General features: G+C 46.6%; 23 protein-coding genes and 3 other annotated features. Of the genes, 22 read left to right on the forward strand and 1 reads right to left on the reverse strand.

What is annotated here, in order from left to right; translation table 11 throughout:
• Positions 1 to 10 precede the first annotated feature (10 nt).
• From mdh to rplT, 17 genes are all read left to right on the forward strand, one after another.
• Positions 11 to 949, forward strand: coding sequence for a malate dehydrogenase (gene mdh, locus BW931_RS02415; RefSeq protein ID WP_076569718.1), 939 nt, complete (start codon positions 11 to 13; stop codon positions 947 to 949).
• A gap of 56 nt (positions 950 to 1,005) precedes the next feature.
• On the forward strand, positions 1,006 to 1,482 hold the full coding sequence (locus BW931_RS02420) for a MaoC family dehydratase (RefSeq protein WP_076569719.1): 477 nt from the start codon (positions 1,006 to 1,008) through the stop codon (positions 1,480 to 1,482).
• 87 nt (positions 1,483 to 1,569) lie between these two features.
• A complete protein-coding gene (locus BW931_RS02425; RefSeq protein WP_076569721.1) occupies positions 1,570 to 2,277 on the forward strand; it encodes a response regulator transcription factor in 708 nt (235 codons plus the stop codon).
• Complete coding sequence (gene pnpS, locus BW931_RS02430; RefSeq protein WP_076569722.1) at positions 2,267 to 3,724, forward strand: two-component system histidine kinase PnpS; 1,458 nt, start codon at positions 2,267 to 2,269, stop codon at positions 3,722 to 3,724. The genes BW931_RS02425 and pnpS overlap by 11 nt, the downstream gene beginning before the upstream one ends.
• A gap of 105 nt (positions 3,725 to 3,829) precedes the next feature.
• Complete coding sequence (polA, locus tag BW931_RS02435; RefSeq protein WP_076569724.1) at positions 3,830 to 6,460, forward strand: DNA polymerase I; 2,631 nt, start codon at positions 3,830 to 3,832, stop codon at positions 6,458 to 6,460.
• A gap of 23 nt (positions 6,461 to 6,483) precedes the next feature.
• Positions 6,484 to 7,308, forward strand: coding sequence for a DNA-formamidopyrimidine glycosylase (gene mutM / locus BW931_RS02440; protein WP_076569725.1), 825 nt, complete (start codon positions 6,484 to 6,486; stop codon positions 7,306 to 7,308).
• A gap of 102 nt (positions 7,309 to 7,410) precedes the next feature.
• The gene (gene coaE, locus BW931_RS02445; protein ID WP_076569727.1) at positions 7,411 to 8,025 is read left to right on the forward strand and encodes a dephospho-CoA kinase; all 615 of its coding nucleotides are present in this window, start codon (positions 7,411 to 7,413) and stop codon (positions 8,023 to 8,025) included.
• Positions 8,026 to 8,110: 85 nt separating this feature from the next.
• A complete protein-coding gene (locus BW931_RS02450) occupies positions 8,111 to 9,145 on the forward strand; it encodes a glyceraldehyde-3-phosphate dehydrogenase (RefSeq protein WP_008588581.1) in 1,035 nt (344 codons plus the stop codon).
• Between the two features lie 150 nt (positions 9,146 to 9,295).
• On the forward strand, positions 9,296 to 9,652 hold the full coding sequence (gene speD, locus BW931_RS02455) for an adenosylmethionine decarboxylase (protein ID WP_076569728.1): 357 nt from the start codon (positions 9,296 to 9,298) through the stop codon (positions 9,650 to 9,652).
• Between the two features lie 80 nt (positions 9,653 to 9,732).
• A complete protein-coding gene (locus BW931_RS02460) occupies positions 9,733 to 10,107 on the forward strand; it encodes a cytosolic protein (protein ID WP_084193838.1) in 375 nt (124 codons plus the stop codon).
• 35 nt (positions 10,108 to 10,142) lie between these two features.
• Entirely contained in the window at positions 10,143 to 10,607 is a 465-nt protein-coding gene (nrdR, locus tag BW931_RS02465; RefSeq protein ID WP_040609205.1) for a transcriptional regulator NrdR, read from the forward strand.
• A 112-nt stretch (positions 10,608 to 10,719) separates the two neighbouring features.
• Positions 10,720 to 12,066: a replication initiation and membrane attachment family protein gene (locus BW931_RS02470; RefSeq protein ID WP_076569730.1), complete on the forward strand. Its 1,347-nt coding sequence runs from the start codon at positions 10,720 to 10,722 to the stop codon at positions 12,064 to 12,066.
• A 5-nt stretch (positions 12,067 to 12,071) separates the two neighbouring features.
• Positions 12,072 to 13,010: a primosomal protein DnaI gene (gene dnaI, locus BW931_RS02475; protein ID WP_076569731.1), complete on the forward strand. Its 939-nt coding sequence runs from the start codon at positions 12,072 to 12,074 to the stop codon at positions 13,008 to 13,010.
• A 51-nt stretch (positions 13,011 to 13,061) separates the two neighbouring features.
• Positions 13,062 to 13,281: a binding site (T-box leader), on the forward strand.
• Positions 13,282 to 13,347: 66 nt separating this feature from the next.
• A complete protein-coding gene (gene thrS / locus BW931_RS02480; protein WP_076569733.1) occupies positions 13,348 to 15,297 on the forward strand; it encodes a threonine--tRNA ligase in 1,950 nt (649 codons plus the stop codon).
• A gap of 99 nt (positions 15,298 to 15,396) precedes the next feature.
• Positions 15,397 to 15,523: a sequence feature (ribosomal protein L20 leader region), on the forward strand.
• A 43-nt stretch (positions 15,524 to 15,566) separates the two neighbouring features.
• Complete coding sequence (gene infC, locus BW931_RS02485) at positions 15,567 to 16,112, forward strand: translation initiation factor IF-3 (RefSeq protein WP_176765415.1); 546 nt, start codon at positions 15,567 to 15,569, stop codon at positions 16,110 to 16,112.
• Between the two features lie 29 nt (positions 16,113 to 16,141).
• Positions 16,142 to 16,339: a 50S ribosomal protein L35 gene (gene rpmI / locus BW931_RS02490; RefSeq protein ID WP_008588599.1), complete on the forward strand. Its 198-nt coding sequence runs from the start codon at positions 16,142 to 16,144 to the stop codon at positions 16,337 to 16,339.
• A 29-nt stretch (positions 16,340 to 16,368) separates the two neighbouring features.
• Positions 16,369 to 16,725: a 50S ribosomal protein L20 gene (gene rplT, locus BW931_RS02495; RefSeq protein WP_076569734.1), complete on the forward strand. Its 357-nt coding sequence runs from the start codon at positions 16,369 to 16,371 to the stop codon at positions 16,723 to 16,725.
• 148 nt (positions 16,726 to 16,873) lie between these two features.
• Here rplT and BW931_RS02500 read toward each other — a convergent pair whose 3' ends face one another.
• Positions 16,874 to 17,272, reverse strand: coding sequence for a hypothetical protein (locus BW931_RS02500; RefSeq protein WP_008588602.1), 399 nt, complete (start codon positions 17,270 to 17,272; stop codon positions 16,874 to 16,876).
• Between the two features lie 118 nt (positions 17,273 to 17,390).
• On the opposite strand from BW931_RS02500, the gene BW931_RS02505 reads away from it, so the two are divergent.
• The 5 genes from BW931_RS02505 to pheT all read left to right on the forward strand — a co-directional run bounded on the left by BW931_RS02505 (position 17,391) and on the right by pheT (position 23,660).
• Positions 17,391 to 17,873 carry a dUTP diphosphatase gene (locus tag BW931_RS02505; protein ID WP_008588603.1) on the forward strand — a complete coding sequence of 161 codons (483 nt, stop codon included), beginning with the start codon at positions 17,391 to 17,393 and terminating at the stop codon, positions 17,871 to 17,873.
• Positions 17,874 to 17,940: 67 nt separating this feature from the next.
• On the forward strand, positions 17,941 to 19,026 hold the full coding sequence (locus BW931_RS02510; protein ID WP_076569736.1) for a M42 family metallopeptidase: 1,086 nt from the start codon (positions 17,941 to 17,943) through the stop codon (positions 19,024 to 19,026).
• A 122-nt stretch (positions 19,027 to 19,148) separates the two neighbouring features.
• Positions 19,149 to 19,886 (forward strand): TrmH family RNA methyltransferase, encoded by a 738-nt coding sequence (locus tag BW931_RS02515; protein ID WP_076569738.1) that lies wholly within the window; start codon positions 19,149 to 19,151, stop codon positions 19,884 to 19,886.
• Positions 19,887 to 19,933: 47 nt separating this feature from the next.
• Positions 19,934 to 20,144 (forward strand) — a binding site (T-box leader).
• A 42-nt stretch (positions 20,145 to 20,186) separates the two neighbouring features.
• On the forward strand, positions 20,187 to 21,221 hold the full coding sequence (gene pheS, locus BW931_RS02520; protein WP_076569740.1) for a phenylalanine--tRNA ligase subunit alpha: 1,035 nt from the start codon (positions 20,187 to 20,189) through the stop codon (positions 21,219 to 21,221).
• 12 nt (positions 21,222 to 21,233) lie between these two features.
• Positions 21,234 to 23,660: a phenylalanine--tRNA ligase subunit beta gene (gene pheT, locus BW931_RS02525; protein ID WP_076569742.1), complete on the forward strand. Its 2,427-nt coding sequence runs from the start codon at positions 21,234 to 21,236 to the stop codon at positions 23,658 to 23,660.
• Positions 23,661 to 23,683 lie beyond the last annotated feature (23 nt).

Consider the following 23,683-nt stretch of genomic DNA (forward strand, 5'->3'; position numbering starts at 1 on the left):
GGCGCGAAGGATGGGAATGAAGCGACCGAAAGTCTCGGTGATCGGTGCCGGTTTTACCGGTGCCACCACCGCTCTGATGATAGCCCAGAAAGAGCTGGCTGACGTTGTGCTTGTGGATGTTCCTGATCAGGAGGACCCTGCGAAAGGGAAAGCTCTTGATATGTTTGAAGCAAGCCCTGTACAGGGGTTTGATGCAAAAATCAAAGGCACTTCTGATTATGCAGACACGAAGGGTTCGGATGTAGTCGTCATTACGGCCGGTATAGCCCGAAAACCGGGAATGAGCCGTGATGATCTCGTTAATACGAACGCCGGTATTATGCAAAAAGTGACGAAAGAGGTCGTGAAGTATTCACCTGAGTGCTATATTATTGTATTGACGAACCCTGTTGATGCAATGACTTACAGTGTTTTCCGGGAGTCCGGATTTCCGAAACACCGGATACTCGGACAGTCGGGTGTCCTTGATACCGCCAGGTTCCGGAGCTTCATCGCCGAGGAATTGAACGTTTCCGTCAAGGACGTAACAGGATTCGTTCTCGGCGGTCACGGAGACGACATGGTTCCGATGATCCGTTATTCCAGTGTCGGTGGTGTTCCGCTTCATAAACTGATTTCTTCCGAGAGAATCGAAGAAATAATTGAACGGACCCGTAAAGGCGGAGGAGAGATCGTTGGTCTGCTGGGGAACGGAAGTGCTTATTATGCCCCGGCCGCCTCCATTGTACAGATGGTGGAAGCGATTATTAAAGATCAGCGGCGTCTCTTGCCTGCAATTGCCTACCTGGAAGGGGAATACGGCTATGATGGCATTTATCTCGGCGTCCCTGTCATTATAGGGGGCGACGGTGTAGAAGAGATTATTGAGCTTGATCTGACCGGTGAAGAAAAAGACCAGCTGGATAAATCGGCTGACTCTGTCAGAAAAGTACTCGATATACTGAAATAGTTAAGAGAAGGCTCGAGGAATTTCCTCGGGTCTTTTTTTAAAAAAGGAGGAAAACAATGCTTGATAAAAAACGTAAACTCGGTAAAAAAATCGATGAATTAAAAGTTGGCGAGGTGTATGAAAAGGTCTGTGAAGTGAATGATAAAGACCTGCTGATTTACATGGGCTTAACCGACGACGCCAATCCCCTTTATCTTCAACATGATTATGCCTCACAGACTCCTTTTCAACGTCCTGTCGTGCCGCCTGTTATGCTCCAGGGAATGATTTCCCAGGCTGTATCCATGCACCTGCCCGGCCCCGGCAGCCACCTTACCTATCAGGAAATCACCTACCCTAAACATGTCCATCATTATGAAACAGTCACCTTCACCTATAAAATCGAAAAAATCTTGGACGAGGAGCACTTGATCTATATAAGTGTACAGGGTGAGGACAGTTCGGGTGACGTGGTAGTTCATGGAACGCTTCACGTGGTACCGCCCTATGAGCCTGGTTCTTTGAACTCTATATCCCTTGAGAACTTTTATTAATATTTTGTAAAATTTGTTCACTAATGAAGAAATGTACAGGGGATACAAGGTATGATAGAGAAAAGTCAGAAATAGGGGGCAGGGGGAATGAAGAAAAAGATTTTGATAGTGGATGATGAAGAATCGATCGTCACCCTTCTCAAATACAATATAGAACAGGCCGGATATGAAACGGAAGTGGCGTACAACGGAGCTGAAGCGCTCGAAAAAGCTGCAGCCCAGACGTTCGATCTGATTGTACTTGATCTGATGTTACCCGAAGTGGAAGGGGTTGAAGTATGCAAGCGATTGAGGCAGAGACGTATCGAAACGCCGATTCTGATGCTGACGGCAAAAGATGAAGAGTTCGATAAAGTTTTTGGTCTGGAAATCGGAGCAGACGATTATATGACGAAACCTTTCAGTCCGAGAGAAGTGACAGCAAGAATTAAAGCTATTTTAAGACGTATCGATAAAAAAGAGAGCAGTGGAAAAGAGGAGCTGCTTACAGTCAAAGATCTTGAAATTTATCCTGCTCAGTATGAGGCTGCTATAAAAGGGGAATGGCTGACCCTCACTCCGAAAGAGTTCGAACTGCTATTGTATCTGGCCAGAAATCTCGGTCGGGTCCTGTCAAGAAATCAGTTGCTTCAGTACGTGTGGAATTATGACTTTGCCGGAGATACGAGAATCGTCGATGTACATGTAAGTCACTTGCGGGAGAAAATCGAACCGGTAACAAAGAAACCCGCCTACATCAAAACGGTGCGCGGACTGGGATATAAAATGGAGGACCCTTCCAAATATGAAATATAGTGGACGAATATTACTTGTTTATGCTCTTATCATTCTTATACTTATGCTTTCTTTCGGTCTCGTCCTTGCCCAATACGCTCAGCAGTCTATCATAGAGGTAGTCGGCGAGAACGGAATGGAACGCGCGGAGGAAGCGTCCAGAAATATATGGTTTATGACGTTCATAATGATTTCTGTGATTGCTATGGCATTGATAACTATATGCTATCAGATATTCATCAAATACGTCGATCCTATGCGTAAAGCCACAGATACTGCGGAAGAGCTCTCCCATGGAAATTACAGGGCCCGGGCGGACTCGGGGGTATTCGGAGACGCCGGAAGACTCGGAGCAGTCATAAACGAACTGGGTAGACATCTGAAAGAACTGACGAGCGTCCAGGGAATGCAGGAAACGCGCTTAAGTGCTGTCATTAATCATATGAGCAGCGGTCTCGTCCTTATCGATGAAAAAGGTTATATTCAGCTGGTCAATGAATCTTTCATCCGCACTTTTAAAGAAGACAAAGCTTATTATCTTGATTACCTCTATCATGAAGTGGTTCCCCACGAGGAAGTTCAGAGTGTAGTGGAAAACGTTTATATGTTCGAAGAGCCGGACAGTCAGATGCTTACAATACAGCGGGGACTCGAAAGAAAATTTATACAGGTGAACGGCGCGCCTATTTTCAAAGAGAATAAACGGTGGCAGGGGGTCGTACTCGTATTTCATGACATTACGGAACTGAAGAAGCTGGAACAGATGCGAAAAGATTTTGTAGCCAATGTCTCCCATGAGCTCAAAACCCCGATAACATCGATAAGAGGTTTTGCTGAGACCCTTCTGGAAGGAGCTGCGGAAGACAAAGAAAAGAATGAACAGTTTTTGGGAATTATGCTGAAAGAAAGCACGAGACTGGAAACGCTCATTCACGACCTGCTTGAATTAACGAAAATAGAACGCGAAGATTTTCAACTGTCCCTCCAGCAGGTGAACATAACCGACCTGGTGATGGAGACGAAGAAACTCGTCCAGACTCAGGCAGACAGGAAGGGTATCCGTATTTCGGAACATCTGGATACAGATGCTGTCTGTGAAGGGGACTCTACCAGGATTAGGCAGGTGCTGATCAACATATTATCGAATGCGATTACTTACACACCGGACCGCGGCGAAATTAACGTGAGACTGCACGATGAAAAAGACCGGATCACTGTTTCCGTTTCCGACTCAGGGATAGGAATTCCTTCGGAAGAAATACCGCGACTATTCGAACGTTTTTATCGGGTGGACCGGGCCAGAAGCAGGAACTCGGGCGGAACCGGCCTTGGCCTTGCTATCGTTAAGCACATTATGGAGGCGCACCGGGGAGAAGTTTACGTACAGAGTGTGCCGGGAGAGGGTTCTGAGTTTACCCTCGTTTTTCACAAGGTAACAGGAGAAAAAATCTTTCCGGCCGAAGAGTAGTCCTGAAAAATAGTACTGCGGACAGAAGCGAATTGCTTCTGTCTTTTTTATCTTGAAGTCGGGACGTGGTAAAATGAGTATAGCAAAAAAGGTAGGAGTGACGTTATGGGAAATAAACTGGTTCTGATTGATGGTAACAGTATCGCTTATCGGGCGTTTTTCGCTTTACCCCTGTTGAACAATGACAAAGGGGTGTATACGAATGCGGTTTACGGTTTTACGACTATGCTGCTCAAAATTCTTGAGGAGGAATCCCCCGATCACATGTTAGTAGCATTTGACGCCGGGAAAACGACTTTTCGCCACAAAACTTACGAAGAATACAAAGGGGGCAGGCAAAAGACGCCTCCGGAGCTCTCGGAACAGTTCCCTTTACTGCAGGAGCTGCTTGATTCTTTCGGTATAAGACATTATCAGCTTCCCCAGTACGAAGCGGATGATATTATCGGTACGCTTGCAAGAAAAGCGGAGAACCGGGGGGACGAAGTGACAGTCATTTCGGGAGATAAAGATCTGCTCCAGCTCGTCTCCGGAAATGTAACTGTCCGTCTTACGAAAAAAGGGATTACAAACGTGGAGACATATACACCCGGATTCCTTAAAGAGAAAATGGAGATAGATCCTGAGCAGGTCATTCATCTGAAAGCTCTGATGGGAGACAGTTCCGACAACATTCCGGGCGTCCCGGGCGTCGGTGAAAAGACAGCCGTCAAGTTGCTGAAACAATTCGGTACGCTTGAGAATCTGTATGATAATCTCGGGGAAGTAAGCGGAAAGAAACTGAAAGAAAAACTTGAAACGAACGAAAATGAAGCTTATATGAGTAAAAAGCTTGTAACTATCGAACTGGAAGCTCCGTTGGAAATAGCCGTAACGGATACGGCTTACCCGGGCTATGAACCGTCTGCTGTCCGGAAGCAGTTCCAGGACCTCGGATTTGAATCTCTTATTAATCGCATCGGAAGTGATGAGGAAGAAAGCAAAGCGGAGATGATTTCCGTAGAGGTAGAAAAAGAAAAACCGCTGACTGAAGATATTCTCCTGGATGAAACTGCGCTTATTGTCGAGATTCTTGAAGATAATTACCACACTTCACCTGTAGAAGCGATCGTTCTTTCCAATGAGAAGGGTGTCTTCGCTTTTTCACCGGAACAGCTCATGGAGTCTGACACATTCAAAACGTGGGCAGCCGACAGCTCCAGGCATAAATGGGTGTTTGACGCCAAACGTACGCTGGTTGCTTTTAAACGTTACGGTATTCCGGTAGAAGGGATTACGTTCGATGTATTGCTGGCCTCCTATCTTGTGAATCCTGCCGTAAACAACCATGATATACCAGCCATCAGTCATCGTCTCGGCGAAACAGGCATCCCGACGGACGAGGAGGTATACGGCAAAGGGGCTAAGCGGAAAAGGCCGGAAGATGATGTGCTTTATGAACACGCCGGTCGTAAGGCTCTCATGCTGTACCGGTTGAAGTCCAACCTGGAAGAGCAGCTTAAGCAGAATAAGCAGGAAGAACTGTTCCACAATTTAGAAATGCCTCTGGCTTTGATACTTGGTGAAATGGAATACACAGGGGTGCGCGTCGATGTGGACCGGTTGAAGGAAATGGGAGAAGAGCTTGAAAGAAGACTTGAAGAAATCAAAAAAAGGATTTATGAACATGCCGGAGAGGAGTTTAATATCAACTCTCCTAAACAGCTTGGCCCTGTTCTTTTCGAGAAATTAGGACTGCCGCCGCTTAAGAAAACGAAGACGGGGTATTCGACAGCTGCAGATGTACTGGAGCAATTATCTTCCCAGCATGAAATCATCGATGAGATTCTTCTGTACCGGCAGCTGGGCAAACTTCAATCCACTTACATCGAAGGTTTGTTGAAGGTGGTTCACAAGGAGACCGGCAAAGTTCATACAAGGTTCAACCAGGCACTTACCCAGACAGGGAGATTGAGTTCCGCGGATCCGAACCTGCAGAATATCCCTATCCGGCTGGAAGAAGGAAGAAAAATCCGGCAGGCGTTCATCCCTTCCAGACAGGGGTGGGTCATGTTTGCCAGTGATTATTCACAAATCGAGCTGCGTGTTCTGGCACACATGTCCGGAGACGAAAAACTGATTCAATCGTTTAAAGAGGGAGAAGACGTACACACCAAAACGGCGAGTGAAGTGTTCGGCGTAGCACCGGAAGAAGTTGATTCGGATATGCGGAGAAAAGCGAAAGCCGTGAACTTCGGTATCGTTTACGGGATTAGTGACTACGGACTTTCCCAGAGTCTCGGAGTAAGTCGGAAAGACGCTCAGATTTATATAGATGCATATTTTAAAAGTTACCCGAAAGTAAAAGAGTATATGCAGGACACAGTTCAGCAGGCTAAAGAAGAAGGGTACGTGGAGACCCTTATGAACAGACGCAGATACCTTCCCGATATGAACAGTCGCAACTTCAATCGCAGGAACGCCGCTGAAAGGACGGCTATGAACACGCCGATACAGGGGACCGCTGCCGATATAATCAAAAAAGCGATGATCGATATGGCAGCCCGTCTCAAGGAAGAGAAACTCGAAGCTACTATGCTTATGCAGGTGCATGACGAACTGATCCTTGAGGTTCCTGAGCAGGAAGTGGAGAAGGTTACGGAAGCTGTCAGAGAAGTGATGGAAGAAACGGTGGAACTTACAGTTCCTCTCGAAGTGGATCATTCTTACGGCAAGACCTGGTTCGACGCAAAATAGGAAGTGATGAAGGAGGGGGAAAAATGCCGGAACTGCCTGAGGTTGATGCAGTGAAACAGTCTTTGCTGAAACAGGTTACGGGAAAACGGATCAGTCGGGTAGAAGTTTTCTGGCCCTCTATAGTAAAAGTACCTGAAGACAGAAAACAGTTTGAAGAGATGCTCCAGGGACAGGAACTGCAAGGAGTGGACAGAAAGGGGAAATTCCTCATTCTCCACCTGGACGACTTTTCGCTTGTTTCTCACTTGCGGATGGAGGGCAAGTATTTTGTAAGAAACGGGGAAGCACCGAAAGACAAGCATACTCACATCATTTTCACATTCGAGGACGGGTCGAGTCTTCACTATAATGATGTAAGGAAATTTGGTACGATGCATCTGTTTGATAAAGGGGAAGAATATAATAACAAACCGCTTAATACGCTGGGTCCGGACCCTATCGAAGGACGGTTCACTCCGGAATATATGTATGAACAGCTTCAAAGAACCACCAGAAGAATCAAAACAATACTTCTTGATCAGAGTATAGTGGCGGGATTCGGGAATATCTATGTGGACGAAACACTTTTCAGATCAGGCGTCCATCCGGAACGACTTGGGAGTTCTCTTGACAGGGAAACAGTGAAAAGAATAGTGGAGGAAGGAGAAAAAGTTATCAGGGAAGCGATGGAAGCCGGCGGCTCCACTATCCGCTCCTACAGCAGAAGTGACGGGAGCCGGGGAGAGTATCAGAACAAGTTGTTCGTGTACGGAAAAGAAGGGGAACCCTGTCCCGTCTGCCGGAGACCGATTACCAAAACAAAAGTAGGCGGACGCGGAACACACGTATGCTATTATTGTCAGGAATGAAGAAATTATAAGTACGCCATGAAACAGCTGAAGAATAAAAGAAGACCTGTTTTCCGGTCCGGCACTCCCCGGGCCGGAAGCCGGTACGCAGGAGGATCTTAAATGACTGTTGTGATAGGACTTACAGGAAGTATCGCCACCGGAAAAAGCACGGTTTCGCGTATGTTTGCGGAGTGGGATATACCTGTAATTGATGCGGACAAGCTTTCCAGAGAAGTGGTGGAACCAGGCGAAGCGGCCTATGAAAAAATTGTTGATTTTTTTGGTGATAAAGTATTGTTACATACTGGTGAGATAGACAGACCGGCTCTTGGGAAGATTATTTTCGGTGATGAAGAAAAAAGAAAGCAGCTGAATGCTATTGTACATCCCGAAGTGCGCAAAAGGATGATAGAAAAAAGGGAGTATTACAAGGAACAAGGGGAAAACGCGGTTGTGCTGGACATACCTCTTCTGTATGAAAGCGGGCTGACGGACTACGTCAACAGGACGATGGTGGTGTTCGTCGATGAGGGCGTACAGCTGCAGAGACTTATGGAAAGGGATGGTTCCGCCAGGGAAGATGCGACTGAAAGGATAGCTTCCCAAATAAATATCGAAGAAAAAGCGCGTATGGCAGATGCAGTGATTAATAACAATGGAAGTGTGGAAGAGACGAAGATCCAGGTAAGAAAACAGCTGGAAGAATGGGGGGTCCTGAAAAATCCTGAAAAATAACAGGATTTTTAATTACCTACTAACAAAAACGATTACAATATGATATACTATTTTTAAATTATGATGACACAATGGAGGGGTACTTATGGGTAAAGCAAAAGTAGCAATCAACGGACTTGGAAGAATCGGGCGGATGGTCCTGAGACAGTTGATTGACGATGATACAGTGGAATTGGCAGCTGTAAATGCGAGCTATCCACCGGAAACGCTGGCTCATATGATTAAATATGACAGCGTACACGGGAAACTGAATGCTGACATCGATCACACGGAGGAGGCACTGTACATCAATAATCATAAGATAGCTCTTTGCCAGGAACGGGACCCTGCTCAATTACCGTGGGGACAAATGGGCATTGATGTCGTTATAGAAGCTACCGGTAAGTTCCGGGAAAGAGATGCTGCTGCGAAACATTTAAGTGCCGGTGCCGAAAAAGTCATTATTACGGCTCCCGGAAAACAGGCTGACGCTACTATTGTAATGGGTGTCAACAATGAAGCATACGACCACCACAATCATCACGTAATTTCCAATGCTTCCTGCACGACGAACTGTCTTGCTCCGGTAGTGAAAATTCTCGAAGATGAGTTCGGCATTGTTGACGGTCTCATGACCACCGTGCACTCGTTCACCAACGACCAGCAGAATCTGGACAACCCGCATAAAGATTTGCGGCGTGCCCGGGGATGCACCCAGTCGATCATCCCTACTTCCACCGGGGCAGCCAGAGCTATCTCGGAAGTTGTGCCCGAACTTGAAGGGAAACTTAACGGTATGGCCTTACGCGTGCCGACGCCTAACGTTTCTCTTATCGATCTCGTAGTCGATTTGAAAGAAGACGTCACTAAGGAAGATGTAAACGAAACATTCAAAAGAGCGAGTGAAGACGGAATGAAAAATATTCTTTCCTATTCCGACGAACCCCTCGTTTCAATCGACTATACCTCTTCACCTTACTCTTCCATCATCGATGGTCTGACTACACAGGTGGTAGGAGACAGAAAAGTGAAGGTGCTTGCCTGGTACGACAACGAATGGGGATACTCCGCACGCACTGTCGATTTGACGAAAATGGTAGCAGAACAACTGATGAGCGAAAAAAAACAAAAAGTATCGTGACCTCAAAGCTAACGCTTTGAGGTTTCCTTTTTTTACGGGGGGATGTTACGATTTCAAAAAGGCAGTGGACCTGCTGAGTTCACTCAGCGGGGGAGACTGTAACGGGAATGTTCAGTTCGATTGACGCATGAAAGGGAGAAGAGGTCTGTCATGAATACATTGGGAAGACACATACTTGGGGACTTATGGAACTGTGATATTTCCTGTCTCGAAGATATCGACTATGTTGAGAAATTATTTGTACGGGCAGCTTTGAAAGCCGGTGCTGAAGTAAGAGAAGTTGCGTTTCACAAATTTGCTCCACAGGGAGTGAGCGGAGTTGTGCTGATTTCTGAGTCACATCTGACTATTCACAGCTTCCCGGAACACGGGTATGCAAGTATAGATATTTATACGTGTGGCGACCATCTGCAGCCGGAGGAAGCTTTCCATACTATTGTGGAAGGATTGAAGTGCCGTAAGTATGACATAAATGAAATTCGTCGGGGTGCCGTTTTTAATGGCTGAGCGTATAGTCAGTTTCGGTACGGAAGGAATCATGTTAAAATGATATATGTATAAAAACCCAGTGATGAGGAGAAGACTAAGTGAAAAATTTTATGTCAAGATATTTTTCCGATCACGCCGAGACGAGAGATCATCATCCGGATTCATCGTTGCAGACGAAATACTATAAAGCGAACAAAGATGAAATTTTCAGTATTGTTGAAGAGATGTTCCAGCCGCCTTCAAAAATAAAAGGTTCTTCCAGAGAGCGCGGCGAACTGACGGTGGAATACAGGGATGGAAGGAAAGCTTTTGTGGTTGTAACAATTATCATGGTCCGCCCCTACAGGAGCGCTGTCGATTTTTCAGTGACTACAGAATCAGCTCTTCCTTTTGATTTCGGATACAGTCATAAACTGGTGAGTCGGTTTTACGAAAAGCTGGAAGATAAATTACCAGTGGTGGAAAAAACTTAGATACATATACTTCTGAATAGTGGAGATGATGAATGGTGATATGCCCGAACTGTGGTGACAAAAATACGAGAGTGCTGGATTCCCGTCCCATAGAAGACGGGCATGCGATCAGAAGACGCCGGGAATGTGATAATTGCGATTTCCGCTTTACTACATTTGAACGAGTGGAAGAAGTGCCACTGATAGTAGTCAAAAAAGAGGGGACGAGAGAGGAATTCAGCCGTGAGAAACTGATGAGAGGGTTGATACGGGCTTGCGAGAAGCGTCCGGTAGCTGTTGAAGACCTGGAAGCAGTGACTCATGACATTGAAAAGGAACTACGTAATCGCGGAGTGTCTGAAGTGAACAGTAAAGAAATCGGAGAGATGGTTATGAAGAATCTTTCCGAAATTGATGAAGTAGCATATGTCCGCTTTGCCTCTGTTTATCGTCAATTCAAGGATATCAACGTTTTCATTGATGAATTGAAAGACCTGATCAAACATGAAGAGAAAGAATGAGCCGCATCAGGCTCATTCTTTTTCAGCAGGAGGCAGCTTCATATGTGTAACTTCCGGACTATCAGACCACAGGTGAAATTTCAGTTTCCTCAGGCAGAAAGAAGTGAGATCAATGAATAAAGGAATCGGAAAACTGAATCCGAAAGATTGTTATATTTCCTTAAGTGCGCCTGGTCTCGAAGACAGAACGACGGTGCTGACTCATCTGTATCAGCCCGTTATAGGGCGCGAAGCTGTAACGTTGTTTCAATTTTTGGAAGGAGAAGCCAGGCTGTATGAAGGGGAACGGACCCATCATGCGCTGATGACCTATACGGGTCTGACGCTCGACAGGATCTACGAAGCCAGAATTCAGCTTGAAGCGATCGGTCTTCTGAAATCGTTCAGGAAGGAAGAGGAAAATCGCATCAGTTATGCGTACCATCTTGTCCCTCCTTTCTCAGCTTTCCAGTTTTTTAATGACCATATGCTCTCCCTCCTGCTTCTCCACAGAATAGGCGAGGAGAAATTCAATAAGTTGAAGCAGGCTTTTTCGTTTTCTTCTGTGCAACTGGACGAGTATATGGAAGTCACCGCTTCGTTCAGTGACGTCTTTTCTCCGGCAGCCTCTCTTCCGGAGGGTATGGACACAGGGGAAGAGACTGTACAGCAGCAGGGAGTGGCTCTCAAGGAGAGTGCCGTAGACCTTGAGTGGATCCAGAAAGCCCTTCAGGAACGTATGCTTCCTGCCGGGAAAATTTTAGGAAAAGAAAACAGCCGGCTCGTACATCAGCTGGCGGTGCTCTATAATATAAGTACGACGGATATGGAGAAGGCGGTTCTGTGGTCGGTTACGGAGCAGAATGAGCTGGATACAGAAGAGTTGAAAGCCTCCTGTCATGATCTCGGCCAGCGTGACGTTCCAACAGGACCTGCTCCTGAAAAGTTTGAAGAGAAAAAGGAAGAACAGGGGAAAGAGAAGGATAGCCCCGTTTCGAAAAACGAGAAATTCATCAGTATGCTCGAAAACATTACTCCAAAAGAACTGCTCGAGGATATGTCGAATGGAAACAAAGCAACGGACCAGGACGTGAAACTGATCAGGAACGTTATGACGGAACAGGGTCTTCCAAAAGGCGTAATGAACGTACTGATCCACTACGTACTGCTCAAGACGGATATGAAACTCTCAAAACCTTATCTTGAAAAAATTGCGAGTCATTGGGCACGAAAAAACGTGAAAACGGTAGATCAGGCTATGAATATGGCCAGAGCTGAACACAAGAAATACCAGGAGTGGAGTAAGGACAAAGGGATGAAGAAAAAGCGCAGTTCCGAAGTTCTCCCTGCCTGGTATAAGCAGGAAAAACACAAGGAAGAGCCCTATCCGAGACATGAGGATAAGGAAGAGCAGGGTGCTTCCGGCGAAGAAATTGCCCAGCGTATTCAACGCATCACCGAGAAACGGAAAGGCAGGTGAACCACGTGGAACCGATTCAGGAATCTTTGAAGAAATGGATGAGAGATAACGAATCGTTCAAAAACCGCATGAATCAGGCAAGGCAGCAGGTGCTCGAAGCTCCGGAGGTCAAAAAACTGATTGAAGAAACAGAGGGACTGACGAGAACAGTGGCTGAGAAAAACCTGATTAAACTTCACGAATATCAGAACCAGTCGCTGGCCTGTGAGAAGTGTCCTTCCCGCGCCGAATGCATTAACATCTTACCCGGCTACGTGCCCCGTGTGGAAGTTCACGGAGAGGAAGTGAAGATCGCTTACGACAAATGTCCGAGACAGGTGAAAAAAGAAAGAGAAGAGAGACAGCGTTCCCTCGTCAAAAGTTTGTACATGCCTAAAGAGCTGCATGAAGCGACGTTGGAAAAACTGGATTTCACCGGCAGCGAGGAGAGAAATGAAGCAGTAATGAAAACTGTGGCCTACGTGGACCAGCTCGGGGAGAAACTTCCTCAAAAAGGACTGTACTTCCACGGGTTGTTTGGTGTAGGGAAAACGTATTTTCTCGGAGTTCTGGCCAATGAACTCAGTAATCACAACATCGAGACTATGGTGATTTACATGCCGGAATTCGTGAGGGAAATGAAAGCTTCGATTAAAGATGATTCTATTGCAAGTAAAGTGGATGCTTTCAAAAAAGTACCCGTTCTAATGCTGGATGACATTGGGGCAGAATCACAATCCGCCTGGTTCCGCGATGAAATACTCGGCTCTATTCTGCAGCACAGGATGATGGAAGGACTTCCCGTCTTCTTCACTTCCAATTACTCCCTTAAAGAACTGGAACAGGTGATGGGTCATACGAACAGAGGAGAAGTGGGTGCTTTGAAAGCGACGAGGATCATTGAAAGAATCCGTCAATTGAGCGACCCGGTGGAAGTGAGCGGTCCTAACCGGAGAAATGGTTAGGAAAGCTTGATTTAACCGCGGGAGAGGGCTATAATAACGACATAATGATAAATGAAAGCTTTGAAGAGGACATGATTGGTAAAGTACCTGTGGTTCAGAGAGAGAAGTCGCGGCTGGAAGCTTCTCCCGGAAGGATTATCAATTACCACCTCGGAGCTCTGACTGTGAACTGTGAGTAGCAGTCAGCGTATATCTGCGTTAAGGATAATGAAGACGCCTCAAGAAGGCGTGAATGATGGGTGGAACCGCGAGTTGATAACTCGCCCCTTTTGCGAAAGCAATTGTGGGCGGGTTATTTTATTTAGGGGAAAATTATTATACAGAAGGAGTGGTAGTAATGGCAGAATCGATCAGTATCCAGTTTCCGGATGGCAACGAGAAAACTTTCGACCGGGGGATAACAGGTGAGGAAATAGCTCACTCTATTTCTCCCGGGTTGAAAAAACAGGCGCTTGCTGTAAAACTTGACGGCGAAATGTACGATTTACGGCGCCCGATTGACAGGGACGCCTCCATCGAAATCGTAACGTATAAAAATCCGGAAGGGGTGGAAGTGTTAAGACACTCGACCGCCCACCTTATGGCTCAGGCCGTGAAGAGGGTGTTTGGCGAGGATATTAATCTCGGAGTAGGTCCCGTAATCGAAGACGGTTTCTACTATGATATGGATCTGAATACATCCGTCACTCCCGAGGACCTGCCGGTAATTGAGAAAGAAATGCAGAAGATCGTTGATGAGAATTTGGAAGTGAAGCGATTTGAACTCAGCCGGGAAGAAGCGATACAGAAGTATAAAGAACTTGGGGATGACCTTAAAGTGGAACTTATAGAAGATATTCCTGAAGGAGAAACGATCAGTTTCTATCAGCAGGGTGAGTTCGTCGATCTCTGTCGCGGTGTTCATGTTCCGCAGACAAGCAAAATAAAGATCTTTAAACTGCTCAACATCTCAGGTGCATACTGGCGGGGAGACAGTGATAATAAAATGCTGCAGCGTATTTACGGTACAGCTTTTGAGAAACAGGAAGAGCTTGACGAATATCTTCGTTTAAGAGAAGAGGCAAAAGAGAGGGACCACCGCAAGCTTGGTAAGGAACTCGGCATTTTCACGGTCAGTCAGGAAGTCGGACAGGGGCTGCCTTTATGGCTTCCAAACGGTGCTACGATCCGTCGTACAATTGAGCGTTACATCGTGGATCTGGAGGAGAGACTGGGGTACAATCACGTCTATACTCCGGTTCTTGGAAGCGTGGATCTGTACAAAAAGAGCGGACACTGGGATCACTACAAAGAGGACATGTTCCCTACGATGGAGATGGACAATGAGGACCTCGTACTGCGGCCGATGAACTGCCCGCATCATATGATGGTCTATAAGAATGAATACTACAGCTACCGGAACCTGCCTGTCCGTATCGCGGAACTGGGTACGATGCACCGGCACGAAATGTCCGGCGCCCTTGCAGGGCTGCAGCGCGTCCGGGCTATGACGCTTAATGACGCTCACATCTTCGCCCGCCCTGATCAGCTGAAAGATGAGTTTAAACGCGTGGTCAGACTAGTCAGCGAGGTGTATCACGATTTCGGCCTGAACGACTATTACTTCCGTCTCTCTTATCGTGATCCTGAGGACAAGGAGAAATATGTGGATAACGATGAGATGTGGAATAAATCCCAGGCCATGCTGAAAGAAACGATGGATGAAATGGAGCTTGATTACGTGGAAGCGGACGGGGAGGCAGCTTTTTACGGTCCAAAACTGGATGTTCAGGTGAAAACGGCTCTCGGAAAAGATGAGACGCTCTCCACAGTCCAGCTCGACTTCCACCTGCCGGAAAGGTTCGACCTCACGTATGTCGGAGAAGACGGCAAAGACCACCGCCCTGTCGTTATTCATCGCGGTGTTGTCTCCACAATGGAGAGATTCGTAGCTTTCCTCATCGAGGAGTATAAGGGAGCGTTCCCGACGTGGCTTGCCCCTGAACAGGCGCGGATTATCCCGGTTTCGGCGGACGTCCACCTGGATTACGCCAAGCAGCTCGAAGACCGTCTGCGTCAGTCGGGAGTCCGGGTGAGCGTTGATGAACGTAACGAAAAAATCGGATATAAAATCCGTGAGGCCCAGACAGGAAAGATACCGTTCCAGCTTGTCGTCGGCGATAAAGAAATAGAAGCCGATTCTGTGAACGTACGCAGGTACGGAGAACAGGATTCGGAAACGAAAGAGGTCTCCACATTTATTGAAGAAGTAAGAAACGAGATAGATCATAAATTATTGCGGAAGTAATGAGGGGGAGGGGCAGATCATTCCTGCTCCTTTAAAATAAAGGTTTGACAATGGAAGCACTCGGTGATAATATATATTAGGTAAATGAATGAACGGATCTGAGACAAGAAGAAGCACCCGCTTCTCACCTGATCGACGCTCAATGAGCAGTTGGCAGGTTCAATTTCCCTGCTTTTCAGTAGGGCTACGTGTGGGTGCAGTTATGTACCCGCACTTTTTTATGGAATCAACAACTTGTCGATGACAGATCTTGTTATGATTTTCCGAATATAATTTGGAGGTGGCTAGATATTAGCAAAAACGATAAGACGTTAATTAATGAGAAGATTCGTGCCAAGGAAGTTCGTCTCATAGACGTAAATGGCGACCAGCTTGGTGTCAAATCTCGTAATGAAGCGTTGGACATTGCTGCGAATGCAGAACTCGATCTCGTTATGGTTGCACCTAACGCGAAACCGCCGGTATGCCGGATCATGGATTACGGGAAATACCACTTTGAACAGCAGAAGAAAGAAAAAGAAGCCCGTAAGAAACAGACGACTATCAAACTCAAAGAAGTACGTCTGAGCCCGGGTATCGAAGAACACGATTTCAACACGAAATTGCGTAACGCACGTAAGTTCCTTTCCAAAGGGGACAAAGTGAAAGCTTCCATCCGTTTCCGCGGTCGTGCCATCACACACAAAGAACTTGGTCAAAAAGTACTTGACCGTATGGCTGATGAGTGTAAAGATGTAGCGCAGGTAGAAACGAAGCCGAAGATGGAAGGCAGAAATATGTTTATGATGCTTGCTCCACTTAACGAGAACAAGTAACCGACATCTAGTTAAAGGAGGAAATGGATATGCCAAAAATGAGAACTCATAAAGGCTCCCAGAAACGCTTTAAGAAAACAGGTAACGGGAAGGTTAAACGCTCCCACGCGTACACAAGCCACCTGTTTGCCAATAAGTCTCAAAAACAGAAGCGTAAATTGCGTAAAGATGCACTCGTATCTAACGGAGACTATCGTCGTATCAAGAACATGCTTCCGAAAAAATAATTTAAGTATCACAATCAGGAGGGATTATTATGCCACGCGTTAAAGGTGGAACAGTGACACGTCAACGTCGTAAACGTGTCTTAAAGCTAGCTAAAGGTTATTATGGTTCGAAACACGCCCTATTTAAAACAGCAAAACAGCAGGTAATGAAGTCAGGTCAGTATGCGTATCGTGACCGTCGTCAACGTAAACGTGACTTCCGTAAACTGTGGATCGCACGTATCAACGCTGCAGCACGCATGAACGACATTTCTTACAGTCGTCTTATGCACGGTTTGAAACTCGCAGAAGTAGAAGTGAACCGCAAAATGCTTGCGGATCTTGCAGTTAATGATGAAGCAGCCTTCACTTCTCTTGTAGACCAGGCTAAAACTGCTCTTAAATAAAACGCATTTTTCGAACGAAAGAAAGCCATCTCCCTGGTTTAGGAGATGGCTTTCTGTTTAGATAGAGTTTTACAAGTGTTATTTCTTCAGGACGGGTGGACGGGTATGAAAAAAGGCAAAGTAAGAACATACTTTCCTGCAGGTTTTTCTATTGTTTTTCAAACGGTCGTTGCAACAATGTTTTCATCGGATATTTCCATTCGATGGAGGCGTGAGGATAACGGATCAGAATTTCTTTTTCCAGAAAATAAAGATCTTCCCGTTCCATCCCCGTCAGCCTGTCCGGTTCTTTTGCGGAAACTGTAATGGAAACCACTTCGAAAGACTCTTCCGTAGCCCCGACATATTTCTCACCCTCAAAGATAGCTCCTTTGTAAGTGATAAAGAAATTGCGCTTCGGATTGTCTTCGTTATCTTCGAAATAAAAACTGCGGTGTTCCACAGCCGTATTAAATTGCCGTTTCGGATCTTTGGCCAGCTGCACCATTGTATAGACGAGAAACAGGAGTGCAGCCAATAAAAGTATTCTGAATAAAATGACCATCATAGTAATCGTCCCCTTGTAGGCTTATAGTAGAGATACGGGAGAACAGGGGCAGAAGTTTCAACTATTTCTTAAAATGATAGCGCTGTTTTCACCCGACGTAACGATAAGGAGGAGAAAAATGCACTGGGCAGAACTTTATGAATACCAGCGGCAGCTGGATAAGTACATCGAGCAGCATAAAAATGTAGAAAAAGAGTCGGTCGTCGATCATAAGACTCTGGCTTTTTACGTGGAACTTGGGGAACTGGCAAACGAGACGAGATGTTTCAAATTCTGGAGTAATAAACCTGAAAGTGATCATGAAACCATCAAGGAAGAGTACGTGGACGGGCTTCATTTTCTGCTCTCCCTTGGAATAGAGTTGAACAGTTATGTCGAGTCAGCGGAAATTTCCGATGTCACCTCCCGGACGGAGGCCTTTCTAACGGTATACCAACGTTTGGGAGAATGGAAACGTAAAAAAACGAAGCAGGCTTATCAAAATCTTTTTGATGCGTACGTAACTCTTGCTGCTGCGCTGAACATTTCTGAAGAAGATATGAAGCAGGCCTATCTCGAAAAAAATGATGAAAATTACGATCGTCAGGACCGTGGGTATTGAGTTATTTTTGTGATTTTTTCGACTTCGGTTTATAATGTACAGGGAGTAATTCAAAGGAGGTAATAAGATGGCGAAGAAAGACGAAACGCTTACGATGCTTAAAGATCTTACGGATGCAAGAGGAGTCCCGGGTAATGAGAGAGAAGCCCGCGACGTGATGGAGCAGTACATAAAACCCTACGCGGACAGCGTATACACAGACAACCTCGGAAGTCTGATTGCCGAGAAACGCGGAGATAAGAAAGGCCCTAAAGTGATGGTGGCCGGCCATCTTGATGAAGTAGGGTTTATGGTAACGCGTGTGGACGAGAACGGGTTCGTCTACTTCCAGACAGTAGGAGGCTGGTGGAGTCAGGTGATGCTGGCCCAGCGTGTTACAATAATGACCGGAAAAGGTGACGTAACGGGTGTCATCGGTTCGAAACCCCCGCATATCCTTTCGGCAGAACAGCGTAAAAAACCTGTGGATATCAAGGATATGTTTATCGATATCGGTGCGGGCTCCAGAGAAGAAGCGGCTGAATTCGGAGTGAAACCTGGAGATTCCGTTGTCCCGTATTTTGAGTTCACTCAGATGAACAACGAAAAAATGCTGCTTGCCAAAGCATGGGACAACCGGATCGGCTGTGCAATTGCCATTGAAGTATTGAAGCGCCTGAAAAAAGAAAAACACCCGAATATCGTTTACGGTGTAGGGACAGTTCAGGAAGAGGTAGGCTTGAGAGGTGCGAAGACAGCTGCCAACATGATCCAGCCTGACATTGCTTTCGGTGTGGACGTCGGCATCGCCGGTGATACTCCTGGCGTTACGAACAAAGATGCCCAGGCTTCAATGGGAGAAGGACCTCAAATCATTCTTTACGACGCTTCCATGATTTCGCATAAAGGGCTGCGGGATTTTGTGACTGATACGGCAGATAAGAATAATATCCCTTATCAGTTCGATTCCATGGCTGCAGGCGGTACGGACTCAGGATCCATTCATCTGAGCCATAATGGGGTGCCGGCGCTCTCCATTACAGTACCGACCCGTTATATCCATTCCCATGCTGCAATGTTGCACCGGGATGATTTCGAAAACGCAGTAAGTATTATTGTAGAAGTGATTAAAAACCTCGATACTAAGACTGTCGAGAATATTACGTTCAACTGATTATACTGAACAGGACCGCTCCATTTCCAAGGGGGAGGTCCTGTTACTTTTGCGGTGAGAATTGAGAATACCGGCTGGTAAACGATGACCGGTAAGAGTAAGGAAAGAGTGAGGAATAACTAATGATAACATCCGTCAAAAATCAAAAAGTGAAAGAGTGGAAGAAACTCCATAAGAAGAAATACAGAGATCAGTATGGACTTTTCCTCGTGGAAGGCTATCACCTTGTGGAAGAAGTTGTTAATAGTGACTGGGAAGTGAAGGAACTTATAGTTCAGGAAGAGACCCGCATGCCGGTCTCTTATGAAGGGAAAAAGGAACTTGTAAGTGAAGCGGTAATGAAGGAGATTACGGAGACAGAGACCCCGCAGGGGATTATGGCGGTCGTGTATAAAAAAGAAGAGAGAGTGGAGACGGGATCGCGTTTTCTTCTCCTTGATACTATTCAGGACCCCGGAAATCTCGGCACTCTTATACGGACGGCAGATGCTGCGGGGTTTGATGCAGTACTCATCGGCAGGGGAAGCGCAGATCGTTTTAACGATAAAGTGGTACGTGCGACCCAGGGTTCGATGTTTCATGACATGAAAGTAATAGAAGTCTCTCTGGAAGATGAGATTCCCTTACTTAAAAGCAGAGGCGTCGCCGTTTGGGGGACTGCCCTGCACGGGGCCGGTGATTACTCGGAACTGAAGCGTCCGCAGAAAGTAGCGATTCTCCTCGGCAATGAAGGGAATGGAGTCAGGGAAGAACTCCTCGGGCTTTCTGACGACAGAGTGAAAATACCGATATACGGCGAAGCAGAATCGCTTAATGTCGCTGTGGCCGGAGGAATATTAATGTTTGCTGTGAATCAGTAGTTGCATTTACTTTACAATTTTCCTATAATTATTTATTAGTTATACAGGTAAAAGCTTTGACGGAGCAAAGTAGACAGTCGCAATATCGGTTACAGGGAGGCAGCGTCTCAGACTGGAAACGCTGCTGCCGTAGCGACTGCCGAAATTTCACTCTTGAGCTGACACAGTCGTGTCCGGATGACGGTCCGTTAACTTACGCAAAGTGGACACAACTGTGTCAACAAGGGTGGTACCGCGACCATGAACCTCGTCCCTTCTTCAGGGGGGCGGGGTTTTTGTATTTATAAGGAGGTATGGACAATGAACGAACGTTTGCAGGAACTCGAACAGGAGGCACTGCTGAAAGTAGAGCAGGCGGAAACCATTGAAGAATTGAAAAGTGTCCGTGTGGAATATTTAGGTAAAAAGGGACCGATAACGGAAGTGCTCAGGGGTATGGGAAAATTGCCGAAAGAAGAGCGTCCGGTAATAGGCCAGTTAGCAAATGAAGTAAGAGAAAGAATTGCCGATGCCATTGAGGAAAAACAGTCCAGACTTGAAGACGAAGCCCTGGAAGAACAGCTGAAAAATGAAGACATTGACGTTACCCTCCCCGGCCGTCCGGTCCAGGTAGGCGGGCCGCATCTTCTCACTTCGATTATTGAGGAGATTGAAGATCTTTTTATCGGGATGGGTTTTGAAATCAAAGAAGGTCCGGAAGTGGAAACGGACTACTACAATTTCGAAGCATTAAATCTCCCTAAGGGCCATCCTGCCCGTGATATGCAGGATACGTTCTACATCACCGAAGAGCTGCTGATGCGTACGCATACGTCTCCGGTACAGGCAAGAACGATGAATGCAAAAAACGGAAAAGAACCCGTGAAAATGATATGTCCGGGGAAAGTGTACCGGAGAGATAACGACGATGCCACGCATTCCCACCAGTTCACCCAGATCGAGGGGCTGCTTGTCGACGAAAACGTCCGGATGAGCGATTTGAAAGGGGTATTGCAGGAATTTGCGGCTAAAATGTTCGGAAAAGAACGGATGATTCGTCTGCGACCGAGTTTCTTCCCTTTTACGGAACCTTCTGTAGAGATGGATATTTCCTGTAAAGTTTGCGGAGGAGAAGGGTGTTCCGTCTGTAAAGGTACCGGCTGGATAGAAATTCTCGGAGCAGGTATGGTGCATCCGAACGTTCTTGAAATGGCCGGATACGATTCCGAAAAATATTCCGGATTCGCTTTCGGAATGGGTCCTGAACGGATTGCAATGCTGAAGCATGGAATTGACGACATCCGTCATTTTTATACGAACGACGTACGTTTTCTGAAACAATATCATAACGCGTAAGGAGGAATTAATATGCTTATTTCATTGAACTGGCTGAAAGAGCTCGTAGATATCAGCGGCTATACGACAGAAGAATTATCGGAAATTATAACAAAAACCGGGATTGAAGTGGACGGTATCTCGGAACCGGAAGAGCTGCCGCAGGGAGTGGTCGTCGGGAATATCATCAGCTGTGAGCAGCACCCCGATGCGGACAAACTCTCTTTGTGTCAGGTGGACACGGGAGAAGAGACCCTGCAGATCGCCTGCGGTGCCCCTAACGTAAAAGCAGGACAGAAAGTGGCTGTAGCTAAGCCTGGAGCCGTGCTTCCGGGTAACTTCAAAATCAAAAAAACGAAATTGCGCGGGGAAGAATCAAATGGAATGATCTGTTCCCTTCAGGAACTCGGGGTGAACGAGGAGGATGTGCCGGAAGCTTTCAAAGACGGCATCTTCGTTTTTCCTGAGGATACAGAAACGGGAGAAGACGCAGTGAAACTTCTGAACCTGGATGATTCTGTTCTTGAACTTGACGTGACACCGAACCGTGCCGATGTCCTGAGCATGGTGGGGATGGCTTACGAAACGGCAGCTGCTCTTGCTCGGAATTACACGCTCGAGCGTCCTTCCTATGAGGAAGCGAAAGATAAAGCGGACTCAGACGTAGCGGTAGAAATTGTAGATAAAGAAGCGAACCCGTATTATGGGGCTTTCGTTGTGCAGGATGTTGAAGTGAAAGAGTCGCCGCTGTGGTTGAAGAATCGTCTCATGGCTGCCGGCACAAGACCCGTCAATAACGTAGTGGATATCACGAACTACGTTCTCCTTGAGTATGGGCAGCCCCTTCACGCTTTCGACCGTGACCGTTTCAACAGTGATGTGATTGTTACTCGCTATGCCGAGGAGGGGGAAACTTTGGAGACCCTGGACGGCAAGATGCGGACGCTTTCCCCTCATCACCTGGTCATCACCAATGGAGAGAAAGCCCATGCCCTCGCCGGGGTTATGGGAGGTAAAGAATCCGAAGTGCACGAAGGTACTACTGATTTACTTCTCGAAGCTGCGTACTTCGACCCTCAGGTAGTGAGACGAAGTGCAAATGACCACGAGTTACGCAGTGAATCCAGCGTACGTTTTGAAAAAGGACTGGACGTTAACCGCGTTGCTCAGGCCGGGGAAAGAGCGTGTGAACTGTTGCAGAAATACGCCGGGGCGACAATATTGAAAGGCACAGCTGAAGAAGACCACTTGAATCGCAAAGAAACGGTCATCCGCATGGAGACGTCCAGGCTCAATGATCGGCTCGGTACGAAAATGGAAGTACAGGATGTGAAGAACGTTCTGCGACGCCTGCAGTTCGAGTATGAAGAAAAGAAAGGCGTTTTTGATGTGCAGGTTCCGTCCCGCCGTTTTGATATTTCGATATTTGAAGATATGCTGGAAGAGACGGCGCGCATTTATGGGTATGATCATATACCTTACACTCTTCCGGAGGGTTCCGGCCAGGCAGGTGGTCTTACAGAAGAGCAGCGACTGAAAAGAAACGTTAAAACGTTTCTTGAAGGGGCCGGGTTAAGTGAAACGATCACTTATTCACTGACAGATAAAGAATCGGCTGAAGAAATGATCAGTCCTGAGCTGGAAGATGAACAGCACGGGGCGATACGTCTGGCCATGCCGATGAGTGAGGACCACAGTCACTTACGTCTGAGTATTCTGCCGGAGCTTTTAAGAACTCACAGTTATAATACTGCAAGACAGCAGCAGAATCTTGCGTACTATGAACTCGGGAAAGTGTTTATAAGCAGAGAAGACGAGCACGTGCAGCAGCCAAAAGAAGTTCTTCGTGCAGCGGGGGCTGTTTCCGGCGAGTGGGTTACGAATCCGTGGCAGCAGGAGAAGAAAGAGGCAGACTTTTTCGTAGTCAAAGGTATCGTGGAAGAGCTGGCCGGCCGTCTTGGTCTTTCTTTCACTTATGTGAAAGGAGACGTACAGGGCATGCATCCGGGTCGGACTGCTCTCGTGGTCTGTAACGGAAAGACGATAGGTTTCATGGGACAGGTGCACCCCCGCTACCAGAAAAAACATGACCTGAAAGAAACGTACGTTTTCGATCTGAATATGGATCTGCTGCTGAATCGGTATGAAAAAGAGGAAACGTTTGTAAAAATACCTAAATACCCTTCCGTATCCAGGGATATTGCACTTGTAGTAGGCGAAAAGACCTCGGCTGGAGAGATCGAAGAGACTATCGTCACAACCGGTGCTCCTCTCATTAAACAGGTGCGGGTATTTGATGTATATCAGGGTGAACACCTCGATCCCGGAGAAAAATCGATTGCTTTCCGACTGCTCTATCAAAATCCGGAACGAACATTAAAAGATAAAGAAGTGGAAGAAGCACACGGTGCAATATTGGAAGCCGTTGCCGCAAAACACAATGCACGTCTGAGACAGTAAAAAACAGGATAAAAATAGCTCAG

This window comes from Salimicrobium salexigens (assembly GCF_900156705.1).
Lineage (GTDB): Bacteria > Bacillota > Bacilli > Bacillales > Halobacillaceae > Salimicrobium > Salimicrobium album.